Annotated in this window: 20 protein-coding genes; 11 read left to right on the top strand and 9 right to left on the bottom strand. The window is 60.7% G+C overall.

Going from position 1 to position 25,990, the window contains the following annotated elements; translation table 11 throughout:
• The first annotated feature begins 360 nt into the window (after window positions 1-360).
• On the top strand, window positions 361-1,944 hold the full coding sequence (guaA, locus tag ACURWW_RS04465) for a glutamine-hydrolyzing GMP synthase (protein ID WP_445616724.1): 1,584 nt from the start codon (window positions 361-363) through the stop codon (window positions 1,942-1,944).
• Window positions 1,945-2,533: 589 nt separating this feature from the next.
• On the opposite strand, the gene ACURWW_RS04460 is transcribed toward guaA, so the two are convergent.
• The gene (locus tag ACURWW_RS04460) at window positions 2,534-3,034 is read right to left on the bottom strand and encodes a winged helix-turn-helix transcriptional regulator (protein ID WP_445616725.1); all 501 of its coding nucleotides are present in this window, start codon (window positions 3,032-3,034) and stop codon (window positions 2,534-2,536) included.
• A gap of 60 nt (window positions 3,035-3,094) precedes the next feature.
• Between ACURWW_RS04460 and ACURWW_RS04455 the strand changes: the two genes are divergently transcribed.
• Window positions 3,095-4,339 carry an MFS transporter gene (locus ACURWW_RS04455; RefSeq protein ID WP_445616726.1) on the top strand — a complete coding sequence of 415 codons (1,245 nt, stop codon included), beginning with the start codon at window positions 3,095-3,097 and terminating at the stop codon, window positions 4,337-4,339.
• Window positions 4,340-4,428: 89 nt separating this feature from the next.
• On the opposite strand, the gene ACURWW_RS04450 is transcribed toward ACURWW_RS04455, so the two are convergent.
• On the bottom strand, window positions 4,429-5,325 hold the full coding sequence (locus ACURWW_RS04450; RefSeq protein WP_445616727.1) for a LysR family transcriptional regulator: 897 nt from the start codon (window positions 5,323-5,325) through the stop codon (window positions 4,429-4,431).
• A gap of 231 nt (window positions 5,326-5,556) precedes the next feature.
• Here ACURWW_RS04450 and ACURWW_RS04445 point away from each other — a divergent pair, with 231 nt between their 5' ends.
• From ACURWW_RS04445 to ACURWW_RS04425, 5 genes are all read left to right on the top strand, one after another.
• On the top strand, window positions 5,557-6,618 hold the full coding sequence (locus tag ACURWW_RS04445; RefSeq protein WP_458618434.1) for a zinc-binding alcohol dehydrogenase family protein: 1,062 nt from the start codon (window positions 5,557-5,559) through the stop codon (window positions 6,616-6,618).
• A gap of 300 nt (window positions 6,619-6,918) precedes the next feature.
• Complete coding sequence (locus tag ACURWW_RS04440; protein WP_445616728.1) at window positions 6,919-7,272, top strand: FHA domain-containing protein; 354 nt, start codon at window positions 6,919-6,921, stop codon at window positions 7,270-7,272.
• 102 nt (window positions 7,273-7,374) lie between these two features.
• Window positions 7,375-9,708 (top strand): serine/threonine-protein kinase, encoded by a 2,334-nt coding sequence (locus ACURWW_RS04435; protein WP_445616729.1) that lies wholly within the window; start codon window positions 7,375-7,377, stop codon window positions 9,706-9,708.
• A gap of 152 nt (window positions 9,709-9,860) precedes the next feature.
• A complete protein-coding gene (locus ACURWW_RS04430; protein ID WP_445616730.1) occupies window positions 9,861-10,211 on the top strand; it encodes an FHA domain-containing protein in 351 nt (116 codons plus the stop codon).
• A gap of 137 nt (window positions 10,212-10,348) precedes the next feature.
• Window positions 10,349-12,214 carry an outer membrane protein assembly factor BamB family protein gene (locus tag ACURWW_RS04425; RefSeq protein ID WP_445616731.1) on the top strand — a complete coding sequence of 622 codons (1,866 nt, stop codon included), beginning with the start codon at window positions 10,349-10,351 and terminating at the stop codon, window positions 12,212-12,214.
• A gap of 65 nt (window positions 12,215-12,279) precedes the next feature.
• Here the strand turns inward: ACURWW_RS04425 and ahpF are convergent, their stop codons facing one another.
• The 6 genes from ahpF to ACURWW_RS04395 form a co-directional block, all read right to left on the bottom strand.
• Entirely contained in the window at window positions 12,280-13,878 is a 1,599-nt protein-coding gene (ahpF, locus tag ACURWW_RS04420; protein ID WP_445616732.1) for an alkyl hydroperoxide reductase subunit F, read from the bottom strand.
• A gap of 84 nt (window positions 13,879-13,962) precedes the next feature.
• Window positions 13,963-14,529, bottom strand: a complete 567-nt coding sequence (gene ahpC / locus ACURWW_RS04415) for an alkyl hydroperoxide reductase subunit C (RefSeq protein ID WP_445616733.1) — start codon at window positions 14,527-14,529, stop codon at window positions 13,963-13,965.
• Window positions 14,530-14,832: 303 nt separating this feature from the next.
• A complete protein-coding gene (locus ACURWW_RS04410) occupies window positions 14,833-15,375 on the bottom strand; it encodes a DUF924 family protein (protein ID WP_445616734.1) in 543 nt (180 codons plus the stop codon).
• A gap of 15 nt (window positions 15,376-15,390) precedes the next feature.
• The gene (locus tag ACURWW_RS04405) at window positions 15,391-17,565 is read right to left on the bottom strand and encodes a VacB/RNase II family 3'-5' exoribonuclease (protein WP_445616735.1); all 2,175 of its coding nucleotides are present in this window, start codon (window positions 17,563-17,565) and stop codon (window positions 15,391-15,393) included.
• 74 nt (window positions 17,566-17,639) lie between these two features.
• Window positions 17,640-18,749 carry an S-(hydroxymethyl)glutathione dehydrogenase/class III alcohol dehydrogenase gene (locus ACURWW_RS04400; protein WP_445616736.1) on the bottom strand — a complete coding sequence of 370 codons (1,110 nt, stop codon included), beginning with the start codon at window positions 18,747-18,749 and terminating at the stop codon, window positions 17,640-17,642.
• A 368-nt stretch (window positions 18,750-19,117) separates the two neighbouring features.
• Entirely contained in the window at window positions 19,118-21,451 is a 2,334-nt protein-coding gene (locus ACURWW_RS04395; RefSeq protein ID WP_445616737.1) for a Tex family protein, read from the bottom strand.
• A 247-nt stretch (window positions 21,452-21,698) separates the two neighbouring features.
• Between ACURWW_RS04395 and ACURWW_RS04390 the strand changes: the two genes are divergently transcribed.
• The 4 genes from ACURWW_RS04390 (at window position 21,699) to ACURWW_RS04375 (ending at window position 24,943) form a co-directional block, all read left to right on the top strand.
• Window positions 21,699-22,346 (top strand): MBL fold metallo-hydrolase, encoded by a 648-nt coding sequence (locus tag ACURWW_RS04390; protein ID WP_445616738.1) that lies wholly within the window; start codon window positions 21,699-21,701, stop codon window positions 22,344-22,346.
• A 31-nt stretch (window positions 22,347-22,377) separates the two neighbouring features.
• Complete coding sequence (locus ACURWW_RS04385) at window positions 22,378-22,947, top strand: HD domain-containing protein (protein ID WP_445616739.1); 570 nt, start codon at window positions 22,378-22,380, stop codon at window positions 22,945-22,947.
• Window positions 22,948-23,120: 173 nt separating this feature from the next.
• Window positions 23,121-24,308: an acetyl-CoA C-acyltransferase gene (locus tag ACURWW_RS04380; protein ID WP_445616740.1), complete on the top strand. Its 1,188-nt coding sequence runs from the start codon at window positions 23,121-23,123 to the stop codon at window positions 24,306-24,308.
• A 29-nt stretch (window positions 24,309-24,337) separates the two neighbouring features.
• A complete protein-coding gene (locus ACURWW_RS04375; RefSeq protein ID WP_445616741.1) occupies window positions 24,338-24,943 on the top strand; it encodes a DUF4870 domain-containing protein in 606 nt (201 codons plus the stop codon).
• A gap of 233 nt (window positions 24,944-25,176) precedes the next feature.
• On the opposite strand, the gene ACURWW_RS04370 is transcribed toward ACURWW_RS04375, so the two are convergent.
• Window positions 25,177-25,938: a sulfite exporter TauE/SafE family protein gene (locus ACURWW_RS04370; RefSeq protein ID WP_445616742.1), complete on the bottom strand. Its 762-nt coding sequence runs from the start codon at window positions 25,936-25,938 to the stop codon at window positions 25,177-25,179.
• Between the last annotated feature and the right edge of the window lie 52 nt (window positions 25,939-25,990).

The following is a 25,990-nucleotide window of genomic DNA, read 5'->3' as shown; positions in this document are numbered from 1 at the left end:
TCCATCCCTGGAGCTCCCTCGCGTGGTCCCTCACGCGAGGGTTCTGAAACACCCCGCCCCAGCCCCGAACTGGATTGTGCTAGTCGGCGATGCATTGAAATGTGACGGGGCTGAGTGCGGCCCCGTTTTTGTTTGCAGGTACTTTATTTCTGTTCGAGGCTGTCAAGTTCGCTTTACCATCGGTCCAAGTTTGACGGATGAGGGAGTGTCTTTTGAAACCCTCGCGTGAGGGACCACGCGAGGGAGCTCCAGGGATGGATTCACTGCGTTTTCAAAAGACACTCCCTCATCCGGCAAACGCATCGAGGGCAGGGCGCCAGAGAACTCGGCCAATTTTCACATCAGGTAAATGAGCTATTCATGACCCAAGACATCCACGCCCACCGCATTCTTATTCTCGATTTTGGTTCCCAGTACACCCAATTGATTGCCCGTCGCATTCGGGAGATCGGCGTGTACTCGGAGATCCGCGCCTTCGACATGAGCGATGCGGAAATCGAAGCCTTTGCACCGAGGGGCATCATCCTCGCGGGTGGGCCGGAATCGGTGACAGCCGGTGAAGCTTCTTCCCCCCGCGCGCCCGCGAGCGTCTTTACCCTCGGCGTTCCGGTGCTCGGTATCTGCTACGGAATGCAGACCATGGCGGAGCAACTGGGGGGCAAAGTCCAGGGCTCCGATCAACGTGAGTTCGGCTACGCCCGGGTGACCGTGGAAGGCGAGACGGCCCTGTTCAAGGACATCAAGGACCACGTGGACCACGACGGACGCTCGCTGCTTGATGTGTGGATGAGCCACGGCGACAAGGTCGTGCAAATGCCCGAAGACTTCCAGTTGCTCGCCTCCACTGGATCCTGCCCCATTGCCGGGATGAGCCATGAGGAGAAAAGACTGTACGGCGTGCAGTTCCATCCGGAAGTGACGCACACCTTGCAGGGCAAGCGCATTTACGAACACTTCGTCCTCGACATCTGCGGCTGCGACGCCAGTTGGACCGCCGCCAACATAGTCGACGATGCCATCGCGAGTGTCCGAGAACAGGTGGGTTCGGACAAGGTGCTTCTCGGCCTTTCCGGCGGCGTGGACTCCTCCGTCGTGGCGGCGCTTCTGCATAAGGCGATCGGCGACCAACTCACCTGTGTGTTCGTCGACAACGGTTTGCTGCGCAAGGATGAAGGTGACCAGGTGATGGACATGTTCGCCAAGAACATGGGCGTGAAAGTGATTCGGGCCAATGCCGAAGAGCTGTTCCTGGGTAAGCTGGCGGGTGTGCAGGACCCCGAAGCCAAGCGCAAGATCATTGGCAATACCTTCATCGAAGTCTTCGACCAGGAAGCCCACAAGCTCACCGAAGTCAAATGGCTGGCCCAGGGAACCATCTACCCCGACGTGATCGAATCGGCGGCCGCCAAAACCGGCAAGGCCCATGTGATCAAGTCCCACCACAACGTGGGTGGCCTGCCGGAAGAAATGAACCTGAAGCTGGTCGAGCCCCTGCGAGAGCTGTTCAAGGACGAGGTACGGGAGATCGGCCTCGAACTGGGCCTTCCCTATGACATGGTGTACCGCCATCCCTTTCCCGGCCCCGGCCTCGGAGTACGCATCCTTGGCGAAGTGAAAAAAGAATATGCGGACATCCTCCGCGAGGCCGATGCCATCTTTTTGGAGGAGCTGCGAAAAGCGGACTGGTATCACAAGACCAGCCAGGCGTTTGCCGTCTTCATTCCCCAGAAGTCTGTGGGCGTAGTGGGCGACGGCCGCCGCTACGAATGGGTGATCGCCCTGCGGGCAGTGGAAACCGTGGACTTCATGACCGCCCGCTGGGCCCACCTTCCCTACGAATTGCTGGAACGGGCCTCTAATCGCATCATCAACGAAATTGCCGGAGTTTCCCGGGTGACCTACGACGTAAGCAGCAAGCCACCCGCGACGATTGAGTGGGAGTGATCACTGACCAACACCAGCTGCAGGTCCGGGCTCGGATTAACGACGACCTTGTCCGTTTGGGCGGCCTGTTGAAGTTGTGGCTGACCGATGACGTGCGAACGGCTCAATTCGGCAGATCGACCTACTGTTTCTAATCAAGGTTAAGGCGACACAGGCGGAAATGGGCGTCGTCAGTTGCACTCGCCGAGGTTGAGGTATCAGCGTATGGGCATAGCCCTGCATGGGTAAGCTGATCAGGTGCAATCAATGCTCTCAGTCGGCCAAGATCCTGAAGGGCTTCAAACTTTTGTCGGGTAGTCTCTGCGTCCACCAGTTGCCGATGCAGTAGGCCCGCGGCTTCGCCCGCGACCTGCTCGATCGGGGTGACGGTATCGGCCAGCGGCTCGCAGGCGCAGCCAAAGAGCCGGTGCAAGCCGGTGGGGCCGAACTCCACCCTGCTGCACCCGCGCCCTTGAACTGGGAATATGGCTACGCGCAGACGTGGGCGCCGTGGCAGGCTGTCCTGCGGTTTTGATTGGCCCTCCCTCGCACAAAGCCTTCATACGCCTATCATACGCGGCCGGCGACGAGACCGTGGGCGGGTGGACGATCAAGACGATGCTGGCGAAAGCTTACGCACCTCGGTTGTGAGGGGCAGAAGCTCGGCGCCGTCCGAGTCGTGGGGGACCATGAGCGGGACCGGCTTGCCGGTACGTTTGTCGATCAGTACTGAATGGCGCTCGCCGGGCGCGAACAGGTGGCGTTCTCCCCATTGGCGCAATGCCACCACGATGGGAAACAGTCGTTCGCCCTCGGTCGTCAGCACGTATTCCTGATAGGCCGTGCCGTCTGAAGCCGCCTGCATTTCGAGAATGCCAGCGTCCACCAGTTTGTGCAGGCGGTCGGATAGGATGTTGCGGGCTACACCCAGGCTGCGCTGGAAGTCGCTGAAACGGCGCATGCCATCGAAGGCATCGCGCACGATGAGCAGCGACCAGCGATCCCCGATAACATCCACGGCACGTGCGACGGGACAGGGTTCCTCCTTCAAGGACTTGCGGCGCGGCATGACTACTCCGGGGATGGCAAAGGATTGGACTTCTGGTTGCATTTTAAAACTCCATGCCATAGCATTCAACTGGTTTTTGTATGAAACCAGTTGAGTGAAGTTATGGATCTGGAAGACATTCCTCGCTTGTGTGGCGCCACCGTGCGTCGACGTCGACGCGCTCCAAACCAGTCTTCGCAGATGTCGCGTAGCCTGGTGCTGCTGTTTGCCGCCGCCAGTGGCTTGAGCGTGGCCAATGTCTACTACGCACAGCCGCTACTGGATGTGCTGGCACGAGACTTTGGTATCAGCCATGCGGCGGTCGGTGGCGTGATCACGGCCACGCAGATCGGTTGTGCGCTCGCCTTGCTGTTATTGGTGCCATTGGGCGACCTATTGGATCGCCGTCGGCTGATGACTGTGCAATTGCTGGCGCTGGTGGCGGCACTGGTGACGGTAGGCATGTCGCAGTCCGGGCCTGCCCTATTGGCCGGCATGCTCGCGGTCGGCCTCTTGGGCACAGCGATGACGCAGGGACTGATTGCCTACGCGGCCAGCGCCGCCGCGCCTCATGAGCAAGGCCGCGTCGTGGGTACCGCGCAGAGCGGCGTGTTCATCGGCCTACTGCTGGCAAGGGTGTTCGCGGGTGGCGTTAGTGACCTGACGAGCTGGCGAGGGGTTTACTTCTGTGCCGCTTCGCTGATGCTGGCAATCGCGATGCTATTGTGGCGACGCTTGCCAGCCTTGCCCGTCGCGACTCACACGCTGAGCTACCCTCGTCTGATCGCGTCGATGCTGACGCTCCTGCGGCAGGATCAGACGTTGCAAACGCGTGGCATGCTGGCGTTGCTGATGTTCGCCGCGCTCAACATCTTGTGGAGTGCGTTGGTGTTGCCATTGAGCGCACCGCCCTATGGTTTTTCGCAAACTGGCATCGGTGCTTTTGGGTTGGTCGGTGTGGTGGGTGCGTTGGCCGCCGCACGCGCCGGACACTGGGCTGACCGCGGATACGGCCAGGGCGCCAGCGCTGCGGCGCTCGCCGTACTGCTACTGGCTTGGTGGCCGCTGTCGCTGATGGAGCGGTCGCTGTGGGCACTGGTGATCGGCATCGTACTGCTCGATCTGGGTGGGCAGACCCTACACGTTACCAACCAGAGCCTGATCTTCCGCGCTCGACCCGAGGCACACAGCCGGCTCGTCGGTCTTTACATGTTGTTCTATGCAGTCGGCAGCGGTTTGGGGGCAATCGGCACCACCGTAACCTATGCCCATGCTGGCTGGCAGGGCGTGTGCCTACTGGGGTCGGCCGTTAGCCTGTTGGCGCTGCTGTTCTGGTGGGCGACGCTGGCGAGAAAACCTTGGAAGTGATTTGACGGCTATCTGTCGTTTTGCAACTCGATTGTAAACAGCGCCAAACCGGCGCCTACCTTGGAGCGGAAATTATTGCCCAGCGAGGCTCATGAGGAGACAGCCGGGAATACCCGTGCATGAAGAAAATCCACTAAAGCCCGCACTTTCGGCGAGGGGTGTTTGCTGGCGGGCCAGAGCACATGGAAGACGCCCGTGCGCTTCGCATAACTGGCCAGAATGGTGCGCAGCCGCCCGTCTGACAACGGTTCCTTGACTGCGAATTCCGGCAGGTACGCAATCCCCAAGCCTTGCAGCGCAAAGCGCACGCGCGTTTCGATGTTGTTGCAGATCATTGAGGTAGGCAATTGCAGCTCGGCTTCGACCTCGGCGCGGCGCAATTCCCACGGCTCCAGCTTGCCAGTGTGGGGAAAACGGTAGTGCAGGCACGAGTGTTCCAACAGATCGGCAGGGGCCTTGGGTATACCGCGCTGCGCCAGGTAATCGGGAGAAGCCACCAGCACCGAACGGAACGAGCCGAGTCTTCGGGCAACGAGGCGCGAGTCGCTTGGCTCGCCAGCCCTGACAACGGCATCGAAGCCTTCCTCCACTACATCGACCAGCCTGTCGGTGAAGTTCAGATCCAGTTCGATCTCAGGGTATTCGTGCATGAACTCGCCCAATACCGGCACCAACGGTGAACTCACCATTGGCAGACTGATGCGCAAGCGGCCACGTGGAGCGACCGTTGCCTGGGAGAGTTCCGTCTCCGCCGCTTCGAGCTCGGCCAGAATGCGGCGGCTTCGTTTCAGAAAAAGCGCACCTTCCGCCGTCAGTGTGACGCTGCGCGTGCTGCGGTGGAACAAGCGCACGCCCACCTTTTCCTCCAATCGGGCCACACTCTTGCCTACGGCAGAGGCAGACACGCCCAGCAGCCGGCCGGCCGCCACGAAGCTGCGCGTTTCTGCGACCTGCACGAACACCTTTAAACCGCTCAGATTGTCCATTCCGTACCTCGATTGCGGACAGAAAGTTCCGCATAAAAAGGAACTGTATCCTACTTTTTCCTGAACGTCAGGGGAGGTACCGTCGCGGTCCCGTTCATTCACCAAAGGTCTAGCCGCGATGCCGGTTCATATTTCCCTCTTTATCCAGGCGTATCGCCTGTCTCTCCACGCGCATAACGTCGGTCATTCCCCGGTCTTGAGCTGGAATCGGTCTGCGGCCGACTGGAGGCAATGATGGCGGCGACTTCTTCGAGCATGTCCGCCGTAGCATTCCGGAAACACTCGGCGGTGGCCGATCCTGACTGCCTTGTTGACGTGGATGTTGAGCGACCGATACCCGGGCCATACGATCTGCGCGTAGCGGTCCGTGCCGTTTCGGTCAATCCCGTGGATACCAAGATTCGGGCGGGGCTGGTTGCCGTGCCCGATTCCGTCCAATGCCTTGGGTGGGATGCCGCTGGAATCGTGGAGGCTGTCGGCGAAGCCGTCACGCTGTTCCGGCCGGGCGATGCGGTGTACTACGCTGGCTCGTTCGATCGCACTGGCAGTAATGCGCAGTTTCATCTGGTGGACGAGCGCATCGTCGGCCATATGCCCGAGAATCTCAGCTTTGCCGAAGCTGCGGCGTTGCCCCTGACTTCTCTGACTGCCTGGGAACTGCTGTTCGACCGCCTGGGCGTGCCGCCCGGCAAGCCGGCCAAAGCCGGCAGTCTTCTGGTGCTGGGCGGCGCGGGTGGCGTGGGCTCAATGCTCATCCAGTTCGCCCGTCGTCTGACCGGGCTCACCGTGATCGCCACGTGCTCGCGCCCGCAAAGCTGCGACTGGTGCCTAGCCCTAGGGGCACACCACGTCATTGACCATCGGCAGCCACTGACGGAACAAGTCAGCGCGCTGCCGGTGCCACCCGTCACGCATATTGCCGCGCTGTCGAACACGGCTGCACATTGGGGGGAGTTGGCTGAATTGATCGCTCCGCAGGGCAGGCTCGCCATTATTACCGACCACGATGCTCTGGATGCAGTGCCGTTCAAAGCCAAGAGCGTGTCGCTGCATTGGGAAATGGTGTTCACGCGCCCGCTGTTCGGTACGCCAGACATGGTTGCGCAGCATCGCATCCTCGACGAAGTGGCCGCGCTGGTCGATTCCGGGGTGCTGCGCTCGACCGTTAACCGCGTGCTCTATCCGCTCAACGCCGCCCGATTGCGTGAGGCGCATGGGCTGGTGGAAAACGGCGGCATGACCGGCAAAATCGTGGTCGCCCGCTCTGCGGAGGATGCAATGAGACGGTCGTGACAGACGAATACGGGGTTAATGCGTAATGGAGCTTCGCCACCTTCGCTGCTTACTGTCTTAGGCCGAAGAACTCCATTGCGCCCGTGCGGCGGAGAAGCTCCAGATGGTCTGCTCTGGGCCCCCTTTGTCCTAACTGACGGCTGGATCGCCTCACACCGAAATTGCCCGCCCGTCCCGGGTGACTTATGATGTGCCCAGCAAACCACCGGCAACGATCGAGTGGGAATAAGAACCGGGTCGCCCCGTGAACGAAAATCTGGGGCGGGTCGCGATTCGACACAAGCGACCAGGGGCTGAGTTATGGCATTTCTTCGGCATTATGCCAACGGGGCGGTAGTGGGTGCGGTGGAACTCACCGATACGCTGACCATCGGTCGGGCTGCGGACAACACGATCGTGCTGGATGACGGCACCGTGAGTGCGCGCCACGCCAATGTAAACAAAAAGGGTGATCAGTACGTGATCACCGACGCAAACAGCACCAACGGTATCTTTTTCGGGGGCAAGCGGGTGAGTGACCACACCTTCGCGGACGGCGATGTGATCACTCTGGGAACCCACGAATTCGAGTTTTTGCACGAGCTGCCCGAAGAGTTCGCCAAGACCCTGAAGATCAAGAAGAGCTGGATTCCGGGCATTTATTACACAGAATAAAACCGGCCCGGTCGACGGCGGTTTACCAACACCGGGCGGTATTTGCAGTAACAGGGGCGGGCCACTCCGGTCCTGTATGAATTTGGGGCGATGCAGAAGTCAATGAAAGCCACCGCAGACAAGCTGACGGCCTGGCTCAGCCTGCGAACGCTGGTTGTGGCCGTGGCGGTCCTGCTGGTGCTCGCACCCTCCCTCCCGCCAGCGGTTCACTGGCTCGACCAACTCGCCTTTCGCACGGGTGTGCAACTTCATAAAGTCCCGGAGCCCACCCTGGGCATCAGTCTGGTGGAATTGCCGGCGGAGGAAGTGCATTTTTTAACCCGCGATCCGGGCCGCGCCGCCAAAACCCGGAGCCTGCTCGATCGGGTGACCGCCAGCAGCAAAGTGGTGGTCGGACTGATCCTTCCTGAACCCCTGGGCCACTTGCCCGAGGGCCTGCAGGAATTTGCCGGGGAGCTCTGGGATGGGGAAGGTCCCGCGCCCGCTCTGGCGGGCGCAGAGGACTTCTCAAACTACCTGCGCGTAAGCCGAGGGGTGGAGCGCTACCGATCCCATCCGCGCGTTGTGCTGGACGCTGGGTCGGCGCCGGTCACGGGGCTCCCCGTCGAGGTATCCCCCTCCACGGCAGGAGACTACCTGAACTGGCTGCCGCCGCTCGTTCGCCCGCAAATTCCCGATGCCGCCAACTCCATGCCCGCGAACCGTCTCCATCTGTTCACCCGTGCGGGAGAGGCGATACACCCCTCCTTTGTGCTTGGCCTGTATGGGCACTTTTCCGGCGCGGCGGCAATTGGCTGGCAGCAGTTCGAGGGTGTTCAACTGGGGGCCAGCTTCTTTCCCCTATCGCCGGATAGCAGCTTCCGGCCCTATCCTTACCAGTCGCCGCTGGGCCGGGTCTCGCTCGATCAGGCCCTCGAGGAGCGGCTGGGTAACAACCTGATCCTGCTGGGGCCAGAGGGCTCGGGGCGCCTGGATACAATGGCCAATGCCTTGCGCAGCTTCGATGCCCAAAGTTACTACCGCACCCCCGCCTGGTTCGTGGGCGCCGAGGTGGCGCTCACGCTGTTGATCGCCTTTTATCTCGCGGTTCTGCTCCCGCGCCTGTCGTACATCGCGGGAATCCTCGCCAGCAGCCTTCTGGTGGTGGTCTTGCTCGTCTTTCAGCTTGGGGCCCAGATTACCCAGTGGCAGTGGCTGCCCCTCGGTATCACCATCCAGTTACTCGTGATCGGGCATCTCGCCATGCTGCTTTGGAAACGCCAGCGAGATCGCTCCCTGCAATTGCAGGCCGCGGCCCACGGCGCGCGTTATCAGCTGGGCCTGCAGCTGTTCCGCGACGGTCGCGCCGATGACGCCCTGCTGGCCATCAAGGAGTGTTATACCAGCGAGGCGGTGCTGAGCCTCATGTACGACATTGCGGCGCAGCAGGAGCGCAAGCGCCTCTATAACGAGGCCATCAAGACCTATATGGCCGTGGTTACCCGCCAGAAAAACTACAAGGACGCGGCGGAAAAGGTGGAGAAGCTCATGGCTTTCAGCAGCAGTGGGGCCATGACCCTGGGCAATGATTCCGACATCGCCAAGACCCTGATCATTTCCGAATCCAGCATCAGCAAACCGGTTCTGGGCCGCTACGAAATCGAGCGAGAGCTGGGCCGGGGAGCCATGGGCGTTGTCTACCTGGGCCGCGACCCGAAGATTGCCCGTCAGGTGGCCATCAAGACCCTGAGCTACGGCCAGCTGGATCCCCGGGAACTGGAAGAATTCAAGCAGCGCTTCTTCCGCGAAGCGGAGGCGGCGGGGCGGCTGAACCACCCGAACATTGTGACCATCTACGACGTGGGCGAGGAGCACGACCTGGCCTTCATCGCAATGGACTATGTGAAGGGCAACGCGCTCAGCGCCTATGTGCACGAGGACAAACTTCTGCCCGTGCCGGAGGTCCTCGACATCTGCGCCGAGGTGGCCGACGCGCTGGAGTACGCCCATAAGAACCAGATCATTCACCGGGACATCAAACCGGCCAACATCATGTACGAGGCGGAGGCCGAGCGGATCAAGGTGACCGATTTCGGTGTGGCCCGTATCGTGGACAGCTCCAAGACGAGCACCGGCGATATCCTCGGGAGCCCACTGTACATGGCGCCCGAGCAGCTCAAGGGCGACAAGGTGGGTCGGGAGACCGACGTTTACAGCTTGGGAGTGACCTTGTATCAGCTACTTACGGGAAAACTTCCCTTCAGCGGCGAAAACCTGGCAAGCCTGACCTACAACATCATAAACGAGAGGCATCCGGGCATCCGGGAGCTGCGCCCGGACCTGCCCAAGGGCATCACGCGTATTATCAACAAGGCGTTGCACAAGGATACCGACAAGCGCTACCCCACAGCGGGCGCGTTCGCCGAGGCGCTGCGCAAGCTGGCGATGGAGCTGTGAGCGCCCGCCCTCGTGTGCGGGAGTTTGATCAGGCCCAAAGTGTGGCCGCAAGATGGTTCACAGCTGTTTTATAGCAGCCTGCTAAACTGATTTGAACAGACCAGTCCGCGCCCGACAGGACCTGGCCAACGCAGTAACAAGAGGAACAGATTATGGCGATCCTCGCCCAACTCGTGGAAGACGTGGTCACTCACCGCTTCGAAATCGCCGATCCGCAGCTCACCATTGGGCGGCACCCGTCCAACGATGTGCAGATTGATGAAGAAGCAGTGAGTGGCAAACACGCCCTCATCATCGCCGAGCGCAATGCCTTCTTTAGCGCCCACAAGGAATATTTCCTGGAAGACCTGGGCAGCACCAACGGCACTTTTGTCAATGGGGAGCGTATCAACGGCCGCGTACGCCTTCAGCACAATGACCTGATCCGCATGGCGTGGACTCAGTTCAAGTTCATGGAGGAGCAGGAGACCGGTCTCGAAAAAACGGTGCACATGATCGGCTAAGGTCTTTACCCTTCATTACCACTCGCTCGCTGGCACCCGGCAGCAGTGCTTGTGTATGTTTGCTCCTCGCCGGCGAAACCACCCGGTCCGCGAAAACGCAAATGCCACTCACTGCCGAACAACGCGAGAACCCGATCATGAAAAAAATCTGTGTAAACCCCGTCGGTCTGTTCGGACTGGCCGCCAGCCTGTTTCTGATGGCGGGCACGGGATCGGCGGCGGAGCACCCCGGGCAAGCGGTCTACGAAAAAGCCTGCGCCACCTGCCACGACAACCCGGAGCAAAGCCGATCGCCGGCCTTCGAAACCCTGAAGCAGATGTCCGCAGGCATGGTGACCGCGGCTTTGACCAGCGGCAAGATGAAGGCCCAGGGCGATATGCTGTCACTGCAGGAAAAAAGTGACCTGGTCGGTTATCTCACTGCCGCCGTTCAGAGCGACGAGTGGATCGACACCATGATGTGCGCAAACAAGGGAGCCATTGACCTGAGTGACCCCAAGGTGCGGGGCTTTGGTTTTGACCTGCATAACAGCCGCCATCTGACGGCGGAGCAGGCCGGATTGTCCCGGGATGATTTTGCGGATATGGAGCTGGCCTGGTCCTTTGCGTTCCCCGGTGTGACCGGCATGCGTTCCCAGCCGGCGGTGGTGGGCAGCACCCTGTTTCTGCCGGTTGCCGAGAATGCCAAGGTTTACGCGATCGATATTGCCAGTGAGCCGTGCATCCAGTGGGTTTACCAGAGCGACGGCATCCTGCGCAGCGGCGCAGCCTACGGCGAGCAGGCCAACGGTCGCAAGATCATCGCGGTCAATGATTACGGGGCTGCGGTCCACGTGCTGGATGCCAACACCGGTGAGCTGTTATGGAAGAAGCAGCTGGGCCAGTTCGAGCTGGCACTGGGCACCGGGACACCGGCCATTCACGAGGGCGTGATCTACGTGCCCGTCTCCCAGAACGAGATCATGCATGGCGCAATCGAATCCTATGTCTGTTGCCAGACCCACGGCATGGTGGTCGCACTGGATGCCAGCAGCGGGAAAATAATCTGGGAAGCGCACGCCATGGAGGATGCAAAGCCGGTGCGCGACCGTGGCGATGGCCAGATGCTCTGGGGGCCGTCAGGCGCGCCCATCTGGAACTCGCCCGCAATCGACGAAAAACGCGGTGTGCTCTATGTGGGTACGGGCGAGGCAACGTCGGCACCGGCTCACGAAAACACGGATGCGATTCTCGCCATTGATCTCAAGGACGGTTCTATTCGCTGGAGCTTCCAGGCCACGGCGAACGACATCTATCTGATCGGCTGCCACCGGGGCGGTCTGAACTGCGAAAAGGACACTGTGTTCCGGGATGTTGACTTTGGTGCGTCCATCATCCTGGCCAAACGTCCCGACGGTTCCGAGGTCATCCTCGGCGGGCAGAAGTCCGGCACCCTCTGGGCACTGGACCCGGATGACTCAGGCAAGGTGCTGTGGCGCCAGCAGTTCGGCACCGGCGCGGCCAACGGCGGCATTCACTGGGGCATTGCCTATGATGGCGAGCGGGTTTACGCCCCCATCAACCGCGCGTACGCCAAACCGACGCCGGGCGGCAAGGAAAAGCCGGGCATCCACGCGGTGGACGTCGTGAGCGGTGAGCGGATCTGGACCTACGCGGCCCGTGCCAACTGTGAGGGCGAACGTGCCAAGCGCGTGCGCATGTGCGAGACGCGCATCGGCCACAGCGGCGCGCCCACCGCCATCGATGGCGCGGTGGTTTCCGGCACACTCGACGGCATGCTCCGGGTGTTCGACTCCCGAACCGGTGAAATGCTGTTCGAATACAACGTGGCGCGGGATTTCGAAAGCATCAATGGCATCAAGGGCAGGGGCGGAAGTATCGATAACGCCACCATCGTGGCGAACAACGGTTTGCTGCTGGTGAGCGCCGGGTACGCATTGTTCAACGAAACGCCCGGCAACGTGCTGCTGGCTTTCAAACCCAAAAATCAGCCGGCTGATTAGCCGGCTTTCGATAATGAGTTGTTTTTCAGGTGGAGGAGCGCCGGAGGGTTCCGACGCTCCGATCCTCAGGCGTTGACCGCGAGGGCTGGGGTTTCCCGTTCCATTACCGGACTGTCGTCCACCGACGAGCGAATCAGGTAGTCAAACGCACCCAGTGCGGCAGTCGCCCCGGCTCCCATGGAAACGATGATCTGCTTGTACGGAACCGTGGTGGCATCGCCGGCGGCATAAACACCGGGCACACTGGTGGCGCCGCGTTCGTCGATCTTGATTTCGCCCACTCGGTTCAGAGCCAGTGCGCTGTTCTGCAACCATTCCGTGTTGGGCACCAGCCCGATCTGCACAAACACTCCCGCAAGTGCAATCCGTTTACTTTCACCACTGGCGCGGTCGGTGTACATGAGGCCGTTGACCTTGTTACCGTCGCCGAGGATTTCAGTGGTCTGGGCGCTGGTGATGATGTCCACATTATCCAGCGACCGGGCCTTGCGGATCAGAACGTCGTCGGCGCGCAGAGTGTCCGCGAACTCAAGTACCGTGACATGGTCCACGATGCCGGCCAGGTCGATGGCCGCCTCGATGCCCGAGTTGCCGCCACCGATCACTGCCACAGGCTTGCCTTTGAACAAGGGGCCGTCGCAGTGGGGGCAGTAGGCCACGCCTTTCGTCCGGTATTCCTCTTCGCCGGGCACCCCGAGCTGACGCCACCGGGCGCCCGGTGCAAGCACCACGGAGCGGCTGCGTAAGGTGGCGCCACTTTCCAGGTGTAATCCAATGGCCTGTTCGCGGGTAAGGCCGGAGGCACGCTGGTTGGTGATGATGTCGACTCCGTATTCCTTCACATGCTGCTCCAGGTTGGCTGCCAGCTTGGGGCCTTCAGTGTAGGGCGTGGCGACAAAGTTCTCGATGCCCACCGTGTCCATCACCTGGCCGCCGAAGCGTTCGGCCACCAGCCCGGTGCGAATGCCCTTGCGAGCGGCGTAGATTGCCGCTGCTGCACCGGCGGGACCTCCGCCCACCACCAGCAGGTCATAAGGCTCTTTTTCGCTCAGCGCCGCCGCTTGCCGCTCGGTCGCGCCTGTGTCCAGCCTGGCGACGATCTCTTCCAGGCTCATCCTGCCCTGGGCGAAGTGCTCGCCGTTCAGGTACACCGCGGGAACGGCCATGACCTGCCGTTCTTCCACTTCGTCCTGGAAGAGCGCACCGTCGATCATCTCGTGAGTGATGTTGGGGTTCACGGTGGCCATCAGGTTCAATGCCTGAACCACATCGGGACAGTTCTGGCAGGACAGGGAAATATAGGTTTCGAAGTGGTACTCACCCTCCAGGCTGCGAACCTGGTCGAGCAGGTCCGGGTCGGCCTTTGACGGATGGCCGCCGGTCTGGAGAAGTGCGAGCACCAGGGATGTAAATTCATGGCCCAGGGGAATGCCGGCAAAACTCACTCGCGGCTCCTGGCCTGCGGGAGCGAGAGCCATGCTGGGGGTGCGTTTGCCATTGCCCGGCAGCGCTTGGATTTTGTCTGAGAGGCTGGCGATCTCCTGGGCGAGGCTTTCCAGCTCTGCAGACTGGGAACTGCGGTTTGCGGAAACACGAATCTCGACCGGCTCAACGATATTCCGCAGATAGGTATTCAATTGCTGTTTCAGTTTCGCGTCTAACATCGGTCTTCTCTGAGCTCCGTCAACTGAATGGATTAAAAAGGGCCCGCCGGGAGGCGGGCCAAAGATGGGGAGGGCTGTCCCCGCTTAGATCTTGCCCACCAGATCCAGTGAAGGTGCGAGAGTCTGGTCGCCTTCCTTCCATTTGGCCGGGCACACCTCACCCGGGTGGGCGGCAATGTATTGAGCGGCCTTGATCTTGCGCAGCAGCTCCTGCGCGTCCCGGCCGATGCTGCCGGCGGTAATCTCCACGATCTGCACGCGGCCTTCCGGATCGATGACGAAGGTACCGCGGTCGGCCACCCCTTCCTCTTCGATCATCACGTTGAAGTTGCGCGTGATGGTTCCGGTCGGGTCCCCGATCATCGGAAACTGGATCTTGCCAATGGTCTCCGACGAGTCGTGCCAGGCTTTGTGGGTGAAATGAGTGTCGGTGGAGACGGAGTAGATCTCGACCCCCATTTTCTTGAACTCTTCATAGTTGTCCGCCAGATCTCCCAACTCGGTGGGGCAGACAAAGGTAAAGTCCGCGGGGTAGAAGAAAAATACAGCCCACTTGCCTTTGACGTCCGCGTCGCTGACGTCCACAAAGTCGCCATTCAAATAGGCTTTGGCATTGAAGGGTTTGAGTTCTGAATCGATATAACGTGACATGCTTGCTCCTCGTGGTTGCTTGACTTCAGTAAAGCGAAGTTGCTCTCAACGGTGTATAGACTATCGAATGGGTGTGATTAATTGAAATTATCTATTTTAATGGCATCGATAGCCCACCGATATAAGCGGGACATTTTCGATTGGCAGGCACTATGAAGGAGGCAGGCTTCCCAAGGTGGGGTTCAGGCAGTGTGAGGCCACTCGATAGGCACCGGAAATGATGAGTAAGGTCGGGGGTGGTCCCGGGGAGCCGGAGTGGGTCGGCAGGGTGGCAGGCCAGGCAGGCTGCTACCAGGCAGGCTGCTAGAACGACGAGCCGGGCTGTTTCAGGAACTCCAGCTCGGCAGGAGTGGAGTCCCGTCCCAGGATGGCATTCCGGTGTGGGTAGCGACCGAAGCGATCGATGATCTCTTTGTGTTTTATTTCGTAGTCCAGGTTGTCCTTGATGCCGTTGGCTTCGAACAGGCTGAGAGCCCACTCGTGAATCGCCGGGGACTCGCTGTGCATGAAGGGCATATACAAAAAGGTGCGCTGGACCGCGCTGAGTTCCTGCTCAACGCCCTGCGCAATGGCCTCCTGCGCCAGACCGAGGGCGAGAGGATCATTGACGAAGGCGAGGGGCAGATCCCGGTGGATGTTGCGGGAGAACTGGTCCAGCACAATGATCTCCACCAGTCGGCCCAACGCTTCACTTCGCCAGGTGTGGAGCTCGCAGGCAGCAGCGGCCTGATGGATGTTCATGAAGCGCCGGGCAATGTGGGCATCAAGCTCCGGGTTTTTCTTCCACCAGTCCGCCGGTTCCAGTTCTTCGAACCAGAAGCGAATCACTTCCCTAAAATCGTCCATGGTTGTCTGAATCCTCTAACCCGGGTCGACCGGGGTTGTCTTCTTCTCGGCCGATCCTTCAACTGGATCCTTCTTTGGGGAGCCCTCAGCCGGCTCTGGAGAGCCCTCAGCCTGCTTTAGAGAGCCCTCAGCCGGCTTTGGAGAGCCCTCAGCTGGCTTTATAGAACCCTCAGCCGTACCCTCACTTGAGGATGTGTTCCCGGCTGGTTCCTCCACCTTTTTCTCCCGGGGCTCGTCGGGGGCGAGACTCAGTTGCAGTTGCCTGCTCGCAAGGTCCACCTTGTCCAGTTTGACCCGCACCGGTTGCTCGAGGTGGTAGGTGGTGCCCTGGTGGGTCAGGGTCATGCGCAGGGAATCGTACTTCGGCGGCTCCTTCTTGCTCCCGCGAATGGGTATGAAGCCTTCTGCGCCGGTGTCCGTGAGCCGGACCAGTATTCCCTGGCTCGCCACCGAGGCGATCACGGCATCGAACACCTGACCCTTCCTCCTGGCCATGAACTGGCACAGCAGCCACTGCTCCACCTGACGGCAGGCCTGGCGATTGCGAATGATTTGTGCCTGCAGGTCCTCAGTCAGGGAATCATCCAGCGCGTGTCCGTGCTGCTCTGCAAGCAGCGCCTTGATCATGCGGTGGTTGTGCAGATCCTGGTAGCGGCGGATGGGGGAGGTGATCGTGGCGTAATAATCGAAACCGAGGCCGAAATGGGGCCCTGGTTCATAGGTGACGTTCGCCGGTTGCAGGCGCCGTTTCAGGGTCGCGAGCAATACGGAGTCCGCCTCGTCCTGCTGCAGGGCGCGAATGAGTTGGCGAAAGCTGTCGAGGACTTCAAGCTCCAGTTTTTCGATGTCGGGTTTGTCCTTCTTGAGCAACTGTTCGATCTCCGCGACCCGCTCGGGGCGAAAACCCGCATGGCTGGAGAACAGTCCGCCGCTGGCCTTGCCAAGACTCTCTGCGGCCCGGGCGAAAAATTCACCGGCACAGCAGTTGGTGGCCAGCATGGCTTCCTCAATCACACGATGGGCGAGGGTGGTCTGGCGCCGCTCGATTTTCTCGATTTTCTGCTGCTTGTTGAGTCGGAACACGTAATCGAACTTGTCTTCCTGCACCACATGGTTCTCGTCCCGGTATTGTTTGCGCGCCCCGGCGAAGTGGTGCAGGTTCCTTAGAATTTCGAGAGCTTCCCCCGGAACGGCCGTTTCATTACCGTTTTCCAGCAGGTCCGCCACCTGGTTGTAGCTGAGTTTGTGGCGGGACCGGATCAGGGCGTTGCAGAAGGTGTAATCGAGGACTTCGCCGGAAGATGCTACGCGCAGTTTGCACACCATAGCGGGGCGCTCCACACCGGCCAGCAACGAGAAGGCATCCTGGGACAGTTCGTTGGGGAACATGGGCAGAGTCTGCCCCGGGAAGTAGACGGACGAGGCCCGCTGGCGGGCGGCCCGGTCGAGGGCGCTGTCCGTCTGGACAAATGCGGCCGGGTCGGCGATCGCCGTATACAGCAGCCAGCCGTCCTCCGCTGATTCCAGGTAGAGCGCATCGTCCATGTCCAGCGTGCTCTCGGCATCAATGGTGACGAAATCCAGGTGACGCAGGTCCTCGCGTTCGTCCTGAGCGAGAGCATCGCTTCCGGAGGCAATCGCTTTCGCCTCCTCAAGCGCTTCCTGGCTCCACTCGGACGGGAGGTTGTGTTTGTGGATCATGTACTGCCGTTCGATGCCCGCATCCTCGGCGCGACCAATTCGGGCCTTGATGCTGACTTGTGCCCGGCCATCGCCAAAGGGGTGGCGGCTTACACGGCAGCTCACCAGGTCGCCGTGCCTGTAGTTCTTGCGCTGTTTAGGCGGCACGAACAGCCAGCGGGACAATTGCGGGTGATCGGCGGAGACGAAGTGGTTGTTCCCCTTTTCCACATAAGTGCCGACGAACTCCTTCAGCTCAGTGCTGAGGAGCTTCTCCAAATGAGCTTCGTGCTTCTTCTTGTCGTTTTCCGTGAGGCTCACCTTGACCCGGTCTCCGGGAAGAACCTGCTGCATGGTCTCGGGGGGGAGGAAGGCCTCGCGACCGTCATCGAGGGTGACAAAACCGAAGCGGCTTTGGGTTCCGCGAACGACGCCTTCGGCGTAGTCCTTGGTGTCTTCAATGGATTGTTTCAGCTGGGCAAGCTGCTGGAGAGCGTCGGAATTAAGCATAAAAACAAACTGGTTGGCGCGGGCCGCCGGGGGCGCCCCGCAGGGTGAATGGGGTTTCGAACATGGGCCGCCGATTAATCGTAGAGAATGACCGAGCGGATGCTTTCGCCCTTGTGCATAAGGTCAAACGCCTTGTTGATTTCGTCCAGAGGCATGGTATGTGTAATCAGGTCGTCGATATTGATCATGCCGTCCATGAACCAGTCGACAATCCGCGGTACATCGGTGCGACCGCGAGCGCCGCCAAATGCGCTGCCCCGCCATACCCGGCCGGTTACCAGCTGGAACGGGCGCGTGGAAATTTCCTGCCCGGCACCGGCAACTCCGATAATGATGGATTCGCCCCAACCCTTGTGCGCGCACTCCAGAGCCTGGCGCATGGTGTTGACGTTGCCGATGCACTCGAAGCTGTAATCGGCTCCACCGTTGGTAATGTCCATGAGGGCCTGAACAATGTCATCCACGTCTTTGGGATTGACGAAGTCGGTCATGCCGAATTCGCGGGCCAGGGGCGCCTTTTCCGGATTGATGTCCACGCCCACGATCTGTGATGCGCCCACCAGGCGCGCACCCTGAATGACGTTCAGGCCGATACCGCCGAGCCCGAACACAACGACCCGGGAGCCGGGCTCGACTTTGGCATCGAACACAACGGCGCCGACGCCGGTGGTGACACCGCAGCCGATGTAGCAGACCTTGTCGAGGGGCGCGTCTTCGCGAATCTTCGCCACGGCGATTTCCGGCAGGACGGTGTAGTTGGAGAAGGTGGAGCAGCCCATGTAGTGCAGCAGGGGTTTGCCGTTCAGTGAAAACCGACTGGTGCCGTCGGGCATGACGCCCTGGCCCTGGGTGCCGCGAATGGCCTGACAGAGGTTGGTTTTGGGGTTGAGGCAGTATTCGCACTCGCGGCATTCAGGGGTGTAGAGGGGGATGACGGTGTCGCCCGGTTTGACGGATTTCACACCAGGGCCCACTTCCACCACAATGCCGGCCCCTTCGTGGCCGAGAATGGTCGGGAACGCACCTTCGGGATCGTCCCCGGAGAGGGTGAAGGCGTCAGTGTGGCAGACGCCCGTCGCCTTGAGTTCTACGAGTATTTCACCGGCTTTGGGGCCGTCCAGGTCCACTTCGTGGATTTCGAGGGGTTGTCCGGCAGCAAAAGCCACAGCGGCGCGGGTTTTCATAGGCAACTCCTGGGGTGAGTACGACCGGCGGGTGAACGAGGGATGTTAAACCAAAGCCATTGCATTGTCAGTTGACCTTGGCGAGAGGTGGATGGTTTTTGTTCCGGGGGTGTGGTCCGGGGAGTCGAGCAGGTTGGGTTAGCGGAGCGTAACCCAACATTTGTCCCGGGCCCCGGTGTTGGGTTACGGCCTGCGGCCTAACCCAACCTACGGGTGGCGCCGCTTACTCCGATGCAGTTTGTCGGTGGGGTGGGGTGTTTTGAAACCCTCGCGGGAGGGACCCCGCGAGGGAGCTCCAGGGATGGATTCATGCGTTTTCGAAACACCCCACCCCATCGGCAAACGTGACGCCGGCACTAGATCTGTGTTTATTTTCCTTTCTTGATTGCCTGCTGCAATAGCGCGCCCATGGTGCCCATGCCCTTGTCGACAGGTTTCTGGGGGCGGTTACCGCCGCCGGAGCGCTTGTTGCTGCTGTTGCGTTCGCCGCGGGAGTTGGCCGCGCCGCGGGCGGGGGCCTGGCCGGGTTCGTCATCCATGCGCATGCTCAGCCCGATGCGCTTGCGCGGGACGTCCACTTCCATGACTTTCACCTTCACAATGTCGCCGGCTTTCACGACATCGCGCGGATCTTTGACGAAGGTTTTGGACAGGGCGGAGATGTGCACGAGGCCGTCCTGGTGGACCCCGATGTCCACGAAGGCGCCAAAGTTGGTGACGTTGGTTACAGTCCCTTCGAGCACCATGCCCTCGCTGAGATCGGAGATTTTTTCGACGCCTTCCTTGAACTGAGCCGTTTTGAATTCGGGGCGCGGGTCCCGCCCGGGCTTGTCCAGTTCCTGGATGATGTCGACCACCGTGGGCAGGCCTACAGTGTCATCGGTGTAATCCTGGGGCTTGAGTGATTTCAGGAAGCTGCTGTCGCCAATAAGGCTCTGCAGTTCCCGCTCGTTGGATTGCGCGATGCGCTCCACCACCCGGTAGGATTCCGGGTGTACGGCGGAGCTGTCCAGCGGGTTGTCGCCGTTAGCGACCCGCAGGAAGCCCGCCGCCTGCTCGAAGGTTTTGTCGCCGAAGCGGGGAATGGATCTGAGCTGCTCGCGGCTTTTGAAGGCGCCGTGCTGATCGCGAAAGGCGACAATGTTGCTGGCGAGTGTCTTGTTCAGCCCGGACACCCGGGTGAGCAGGGGAGCGGACGCGGTATTCACGTCCACACCTACGGCGTTTACACAGTCCTCCACCACGGAACCCAGGCTGCGGGTGAGTTTGGTGGGCGAGACGTCGTGCTGATACTGGCCGACTCCGATGGACTTGGGCTCGATCTTCACCAGTTCCGCCAGTGGGTCCTGCAGGCGGCGGGCGATGGAGATGGCGCCGCGGATGGTCACGTCCAGATCGGGGAATTCCTGAGCAGCGAATTCGCTGGCGGAATACACGGAGGCGCCGGCCTCGTTGACCATGACCTTCTGGACCTTCAGTTCCGGATGATCTTTGAGCACTTGCCCCACAAAGTTGTCGGTCTCCCGGGAGGCGGTCCCGTTGCCGATGGCGATGAGTTCCACACCGTGAGTTTTGCACCAGTGCACCAGTTGCGCCTCCGCCTCCTGGCGCCGGTTCTGGGGCGGGGTGGGGAAGATGGCGCCGTGGTCGAGGACCTTGCCGGTGCTGTCCACCACGGCCACTTTCACCCCGGTGCGCAGCCCCGGGTCCAGGCCGATGGTGGCCTTGGGTCCGGCGGGAGCGGCCAGCAGCAAGTCTTTCAGGTTGTTGGCGAAGACGTGAATGGCGTCTTCCTCGGCCCGCTCGCGAAGTTCGCCGAGCAGGTCGGTTTCCAGGTGGGAGTGAAGCTTGACCCGCCAGGTCCAGCGGACGACTTCCGCCAGCCAGTCATCGGCGGGGCGATTCTGGTGTTCGATTTTCCAGTGTCGCGCGACCAGTATCTCCAGCGGGTGGCGTTTACCCGAGGGCTCGTCTTCGTCCAGTTTCAGGTCCACGTTGATGGATAGAATGCTCTCGTTGCGGCCGCGGAATATGGCCAATGCCCGATGAGAGGGCACCTTCTTGAGCAACTCGTCATACTCGAAGTAGTCCCGGTATTTGGCGCCCTCGGTCTCCTTGCCCTTCATGACCCGGGAGAATACGTAAGCTTCTTCCGACAGGCGTTCACGCAGCTTGGCGAGCAGGTCTGCGTCTTCGGCAAAGCGCTCCATCAGAATATATTTGGCGCCTTCCAAAGCGTCCCTGGCTTCGGTGATCTTGTGTTCTTCGTTCAAATACTTGCCGGCCTCCGCCTGGGGGTCCAGGGTCGGGTCGCTCAGCAGGGCGTCCGCCAGAGGCTCCAGACCGGCCTCAATGGCAATCTGACCTTTGGTGCGTCGCTTGGGCTTGTAGGGCAGGTAGAGGTCTTCCAGGCGCGTTTTGGTATCGGCTTCCAGAATGGCCTTTTCCAGCTCAGGGGTCAGTTTTTCCTGCTCGCGGATGCTGTCCAGGATGGTCTTGCGCCGGTCCTCCATTTCCCGCAGATAATGGAGCCGCTCCTCTAGGTTGCGCATCTGGGTGTCGTCCAGGCCGCCGGTCACCTCCTTTCGGTAGCGGGAGATAAAGGGCACTGTGGCGCCTTCGTCGAGCAGGGCCACCGCGGCCCGAATTTGTTGTTCCTGAACCTGGAGTTCTTCTGCGATACGAGCGGAAATGGACTTCATAGGCGCTGCACATTTTGTTGGTCATATGAGGGATTTGCCGCCTGAGGGCGGCCGGGCGGCTTATTATGCGGAAAAACAGCCCAGCGAACAGACTTGAATTTGGTTGCCGTCTATGGCCGGGGCCAGGCTGATGCGCGGCTGTGATTCGATTCTCACCGGGTTCGTGCCGGAACGGGCAAAGGACAAGGCAGTTGCGCCTATGTCATAATTTCGGATTACCAAGCCCGAGAGCGGACCCGTCAGATCCATGTTGAAATTCCAGGTAATTCCCGTCACTCCCTACCAGCAGAACTGCACCCTCGTCTGGTGTGACCAGACCGGGGAGGGCGCGCTGGTGGACCCGGGCGGGGACCTGGACCGGCTGGAGGCGGCTGTCAGCCAGAACGGCGTGAAGCTCAAGCAGATCCTGCTCACCCACGGCCACCTGGATCACATTGCCGGCACAGCGGCGCTGGCCAAAAAGCATGGCCTGCCCATCGTAGGCCCGCAGAAGGAAGATCAGTTCTGGATCGACCAGCTCCCGGAAAGCTGCCAGATGATGGGTTTTCCCCCGGCAGAGGTCTTTACTCCGAACCGCTGGCTCGAAAACGGCGATACGGTCCAGGTGGGCAACTCCACCCTCCAGGTGCTGCACTGCCCGGGGCATACGCCCGGGCATGTGATCTTTTTCGACCCGGAAACCCGCATTGCCCAAGTGGGCGATGTGCTCTTCCAGGGCTCCATCGGGCGCACGGACTTCCCCCGGGGCGACCACGACACCTTGATCCGCTCCATTCGCGAGCGGCTCTGGCCCCTCGGGGACGACGTGCGTTTCATTCCCGGCCACGGCCCACTGTCCACCTTCGGGCAGGAGCGCGCAACCAACCCCTTTGTGGCAGATTACCGATACCGCTGATCCGCGGCCCTAACAAAAATAGGTGCACACTATGAAACAGGCCACTTTTACCAGTTTCAAAAACAGTACCCGGGAAGACTGGGAGATTATTGGCGAAGCCTTCAAGGACTACGCGAAAGGCCTGCCCCAGCGGGTCATTCAGCACCTGCTCCTGCTGAAAGGCGACTGCGGTGGCTTTCCCGTGGACCGCCTGGAGCACTGCCTGCAAACCGCCACCCGCGCCCACGAAGCGGGAGAGGACGAAGAGTACGTAGTGGTCGCCCTTTTGCACGACATCGGCGATACCCTGGGTACCTTCGACCACGGTGAACTGGCGGCTACCATACTCAAGCCCTTCGTGTCCGAAGCCAACTACTGGCTCCTGAAACACCACCAGATCTTCCAGGGCTACGACTATTTCCACCACCTCGGTATGGACCGGGATATGCGTGACCATTACAAGGACTCGCCCTATTACGAGTACACCAAACGCTTTTGCGATCTGTACGACAGCGAGGCCTTTGATCCGGACTACCCGACCAAACCGCTGGAGTTTTTTATTCCGATGGTGGAGCGGGTGATGGGGAGGCCGCATACAACACTTGCCTCTGGCCCGAAGTAGGCCTTCAAAGCTACCTGCGTGGTTCTCGCGGCGTTTTGGATCAGCTCGGAATGCTCATTTATGGCGAATAAACTCCGCTTCCTCCCAGCTCCAAACCACCGCGAGAACTGCCTCGCCAACGCTTTGAAGACCTACTTCCAATTTTTCCCATTTCAAATCAGGAATCTGCAACGATGAATAACGATCCGATTGTAATTGTGAGTGCTGCCCGGACGCCGATGGCGGGGATGATGGGTGATTTTGCCGCGGTGCGTGCCACCGAGCTGGGCAAGGCGGCGGTGGCTGCGGCGCTGGAGCGAGCCGGGGTGAGTGGCGACGCGGTGGATGACGTGGTGATGGGCTGCGTACTGCAGGCCGGGCAGGGGCAGGCGCCGGCAAGGCAGGCGGCGCTGGCGGCGGGGATTGCCCGCTCCGCAAGCTGCCTGACCATCAACAAGATGTGCGGCTCCGGTTTGAAAGCCACCATGCTGGCCCACGACAGCCTGCTGCTGGGCCACACCCAGGTCGCTGTGGCCGGTGGCATGGAAAGCATGACCAACGCGCCCTACCTGCTCGCCAAGGCGCGCGGCGGTTATCGCATGGGCGCCGATACCATCTACGACCACATGATGCTGGACGGCCTCGAAGATGCCTACGAGCCGGGAACCCCCATGGGCGTTTATGCGGAAAACACCGCGAGCCACTACGGCTTCACACGGGAGCAACAGGACGAGTTTGCCATCACCTCCCTCAAGCGTGCCCAGCAAGCCATCGCCGATGGTTCCTTCGCGGGCGAGATTGCCCCGGTACAAGTCAAAACCCGAAAGGGTGAAGTGGAAGTCAGCATCGACGAGCAGCCGGGCAAGGCTAGGCTCGACAAGATTCCGCAACTGCGCCCCGCCTTCGTCAAGGACGGCACCGTTACCGCCGCCAATGCCAGCTCCATCTCTGACGGAGCGGCGGCACTGGTCATGATGCGCCAGTCAGAAGCGGAAAAACGCGGCCTGACGCCCCTGGCCAGGATTGCTGCACACGCAAGCTTCTCCCAGGAGCCTCAGTGGTTCACCACCGCTCCCGTGGGCGCCATGAAGCGCGTCTTCGAGAAGAGTGGCTGGTCCGCGGCGGACGTGGATCTGTACGAGATCAACGAAGCTTTTGCCGTTGTCACCATGGCGGCCATGAAGGACCTGGATCTGCCCCACGACAAGGTAAACGTTCACGGCGGCGCCTGCGCGCTCGGCCACCCCATCGGCGCCTCCGGCGCACGTATCCTGGTGACCCTGCTGGCTGCGCTGGAGAAATACGACCTGCAAAAAGGTGTCGCCTCACTGTGCATCGGCGGCGGCGAAGCTGTGGCAGTGGGGGTCGAAAGACTCAAGTAACTCACATGCGGTGACAAGGAGATCCAGGGATGAGCGACAAGTACGACCGGCTGGAAAAGCTGAAAAAACTGCACGACGACGGCGTGCTCACCGCCGAGGAGTATGAGGCCGAAAAGGCGCTGATATTGAGCGGCGCCGGCTCGACCCTGGGCGAGCGGAGCTTCTGGGGCATGGAGGAGCGGGTCTTCTGCATGCTGATCCACTTCAGCCAGCTGCTTGGCGTGGTACTGCCGTTCATCCCCTTTATCGGCGTGATTGTTCCCGTAGTGATGTGGGCATCGGAAAAGGACAAGAGCCGTCCGGTGGACATCCACGGCCGCATCGTCCTGAATTGGATGATCAGCTACATCATCTACTTCGCCGTAAGCCTGATATTGCTGTTTGTGCTGATCGGCGGGCCGCTGCTTGTCGCCGTCATCGTGGTCAACATCATCTTCGCCATCATCGGCGGCGTGAAAGCCAACACCGGCGAATACTGGAAGTACCCGCTGAGCATCCCCTTCTTCACCGTGCCGGAACCGGACCAGCCCCCGGCCGCGCCGCCGTCGAGCACGAACGCGTCGGCGAGCTTAGGCACGTCGCGCCCGGACAAGCCAAGAACCCAGGCGGAAGCCGAGAAGAAAGACAGCGAGTAGCCGTCACCTCGGTCCAGCGAACCCTGCTGCTCGCACCCAACTCGCAGTCAGGGCTCCGATTCACTCCCGTGACCTTCGACAGCAGGGATGCTGTCGAAGAGCCCCCAGGGAAGGGTTCACGGCGTGTCACGGGAGTGAATCGGAGCCCTGACCCGGCACAATACCCCCGGCACCGCACATGCTCCCAGCGCTTACCCCCAGCACATACCAGCCGGTACTCATCACCCGCACCCTTAAAACAACAAGGCCGCCGCACTCGCAAACAAGGTCATTAGAAACAAAAACCACTTCAAAGTCTTCTGGCTCACCTTCAGCGCGAAACGAACTCCCAACTGGGCGCCAGCCATCGTGCCCACCGCCAGAGTCAGGCCCGGAATCCACAAAACCTGATCCCGCCACACAAAAATGCCCAACGCCAGAATCGTAAGAATCGCCGTGCAAAACATCTTCAGCGCATTGGCACGCACCAGGTCATAACGCAAGCCTCCCGCAAGGGCAGCGAGCAAAACAAAGCCCACCCCCGCCTGCACAAACCCCCCGTAAATACCCGCCACAAACAGCGTCCACCAGGCGCCGGGATTTTTGCCCACATGCCTGGGCATCTCACCCGGCATAGGAGTCACCACTGCCGGGCGAATCAAAATTATCAGCGCCATCGTCAACATGGTGCCCAGCAAAATCGGTTTCAAATAAGTGGTAGGAAGGTATGATGCGCAGAGCGCTCCGATAACCGAGCCCAACAGCGTCGGCACAAGGATGGGTACCGCATCACCGCGTTCCAGCTTGCCGTGGCGATCAAAAGCGCGGGTGCCGACCAGCGACTGCATCAGCACGCCCACCCGGTTCGTGGCATTGGCCACATCCGCGGGAAGGCCCAGAATCATCAAAGCCGGCAGCGTCAGATTGGAGCCGCCGCCTGCCAGAGTATTGATCACGCCCGCCACCAGACCGGTGCCGAGCAGCAGGGCGAAAAACAGGGGAGTGATTTCAAACATAGTGAAGACAGCGAAGGCCGAAACCTGCGCATACTAACCTGTCTGTCACCAA

This window comes from Gilvimarinus sp. F26214L, assembly GCF_054401055.1.
Note: the sequence above shows the minus strand (reverse complement) of the source record. Positions and strands in the feature narration are given on the sequence as shown.

Bases quoted from the DNA above. Each gene is read 5' to 3' on its own strand.
- guaA (WP_445616724.1), top strand. From the start codon at position 361: ATGACCCAAGACATCCACGCCCACCGCATTCTTATTCTCGATTTTGGT.
- ACURWW_RS04460 (WP_445616725.1), bottom strand. From the start codon at position 3,034: ATGCAACCAGAAGTCCAATCCTTTGCCATCCCCGGAGTAGTCATGCCG.
- ACURWW_RS04455 (WP_445616726.1), top strand. From the start codon at position 3,095: ATGGATCTGGAAGACATTCCTCGCTTGTGTGGCGCCACCGTGCGTCGA.
- ACURWW_RS04450 (WP_445616727.1), bottom strand. From the start codon at position 5,325: ATGGACAATCTGAGCGGTTTAAAGGTGTTCGTGCAGGTCGCAGAAACG.
- ACURWW_RS04445 (WP_458618434.1), top strand. From the start codon at position 5,557: ATGATGGCGGCGACTTCTTCGAGCATGTCCGCCGTAGCATTCCGGAAA.
- ACURWW_RS04440 (WP_445616728.1), top strand. From the start codon at position 6,919: ATGGCATTTCTTCGGCATTATGCCAACGGGGCGGTAGTGGGTGCGGTG.
- ACURWW_RS04435 (WP_445616729.1), top strand. From the start codon at position 7,375: ATGAAAGCCACCGCAGACAAGCTGACGGCCTGGCTCAGCCTGCGAACG.
- ACURWW_RS04430 (WP_445616730.1), top strand. From the start codon at position 9,861: ATGGCGATCCTCGCCCAACTCGTGGAAGACGTGGTCACTCACCGCTTC.
- ACURWW_RS04425 (WP_445616731.1), top strand. From the start codon at position 10,349: ATGAAAAAAATCTGTGTAAACCCCGTCGGTCTGTTCGGACTGGCCGCC.
- ahpF (WP_445616732.1), bottom strand. From the start codon at position 13,878: ATGTTAGACGCGAAACTGAAACAGCAATTGAATACCTATCTGCGGAAT.
- ahpC (WP_445616733.1), bottom strand. From the start codon at position 14,529: ATGTCACGTTATATCGATTCAGAACTCAAACCCTTCAATGCCAAAGCC.
- ACURWW_RS04410 (WP_445616734.1), bottom strand. From the start codon at position 15,375: ATGGACGATTTTAGGGAAGTGATTCGCTTCTGGTTCGAAGAACTGGAA.
- ACURWW_RS04405 (WP_445616735.1), bottom strand. From the start codon at position 17,565: ATGCTTAATTCCGACGCTCTCCAGCAGCTTGCCCAGCTGAAACAATCC.
- ACURWW_RS04400 (WP_445616736.1), bottom strand. From the start codon at position 18,749: ATGAAAACCCGCGCCGCTGTGGCTTTTGCTGCCGGACAACCCCTCGAA.
- ACURWW_RS04395 (WP_445616737.1), bottom strand. From the start codon at position 21,451: ATGAAGTCCATTTCCGCTCGTATCGCAGAAGAACTCCAGGTTCAGGAA.
- ACURWW_RS04390 (WP_445616738.1), top strand. From the start codon at position 21,699: ATGTTGAAATTCCAGGTAATTCCCGTCACTCCCTACCAGCAGAACTGC.
- ACURWW_RS04385 (WP_445616739.1), top strand. From the start codon at position 22,378: ATGAAACAGGCCACTTTTACCAGTTTCAAAAACAGTACCCGGGAAGAC.
- ACURWW_RS04380 (WP_445616740.1), top strand. From the start codon at position 23,121: ATGAATAACGATCCGATTGTAATTGTGAGTGCTGCCCGGACGCCGATG.
- ACURWW_RS04375 (WP_445616741.1), top strand. From the start codon at position 24,338: ATGAGCGACAAGTACGACCGGCTGGAAAAGCTGAAAAAACTGCACGAC.
- ACURWW_RS04370 (WP_445616742.1), bottom strand. From the start codon at position 25,938: ATGTTTGAAATCACTCCCCTGTTTTTCGCCCTGCTGCTCGGCACCGGT.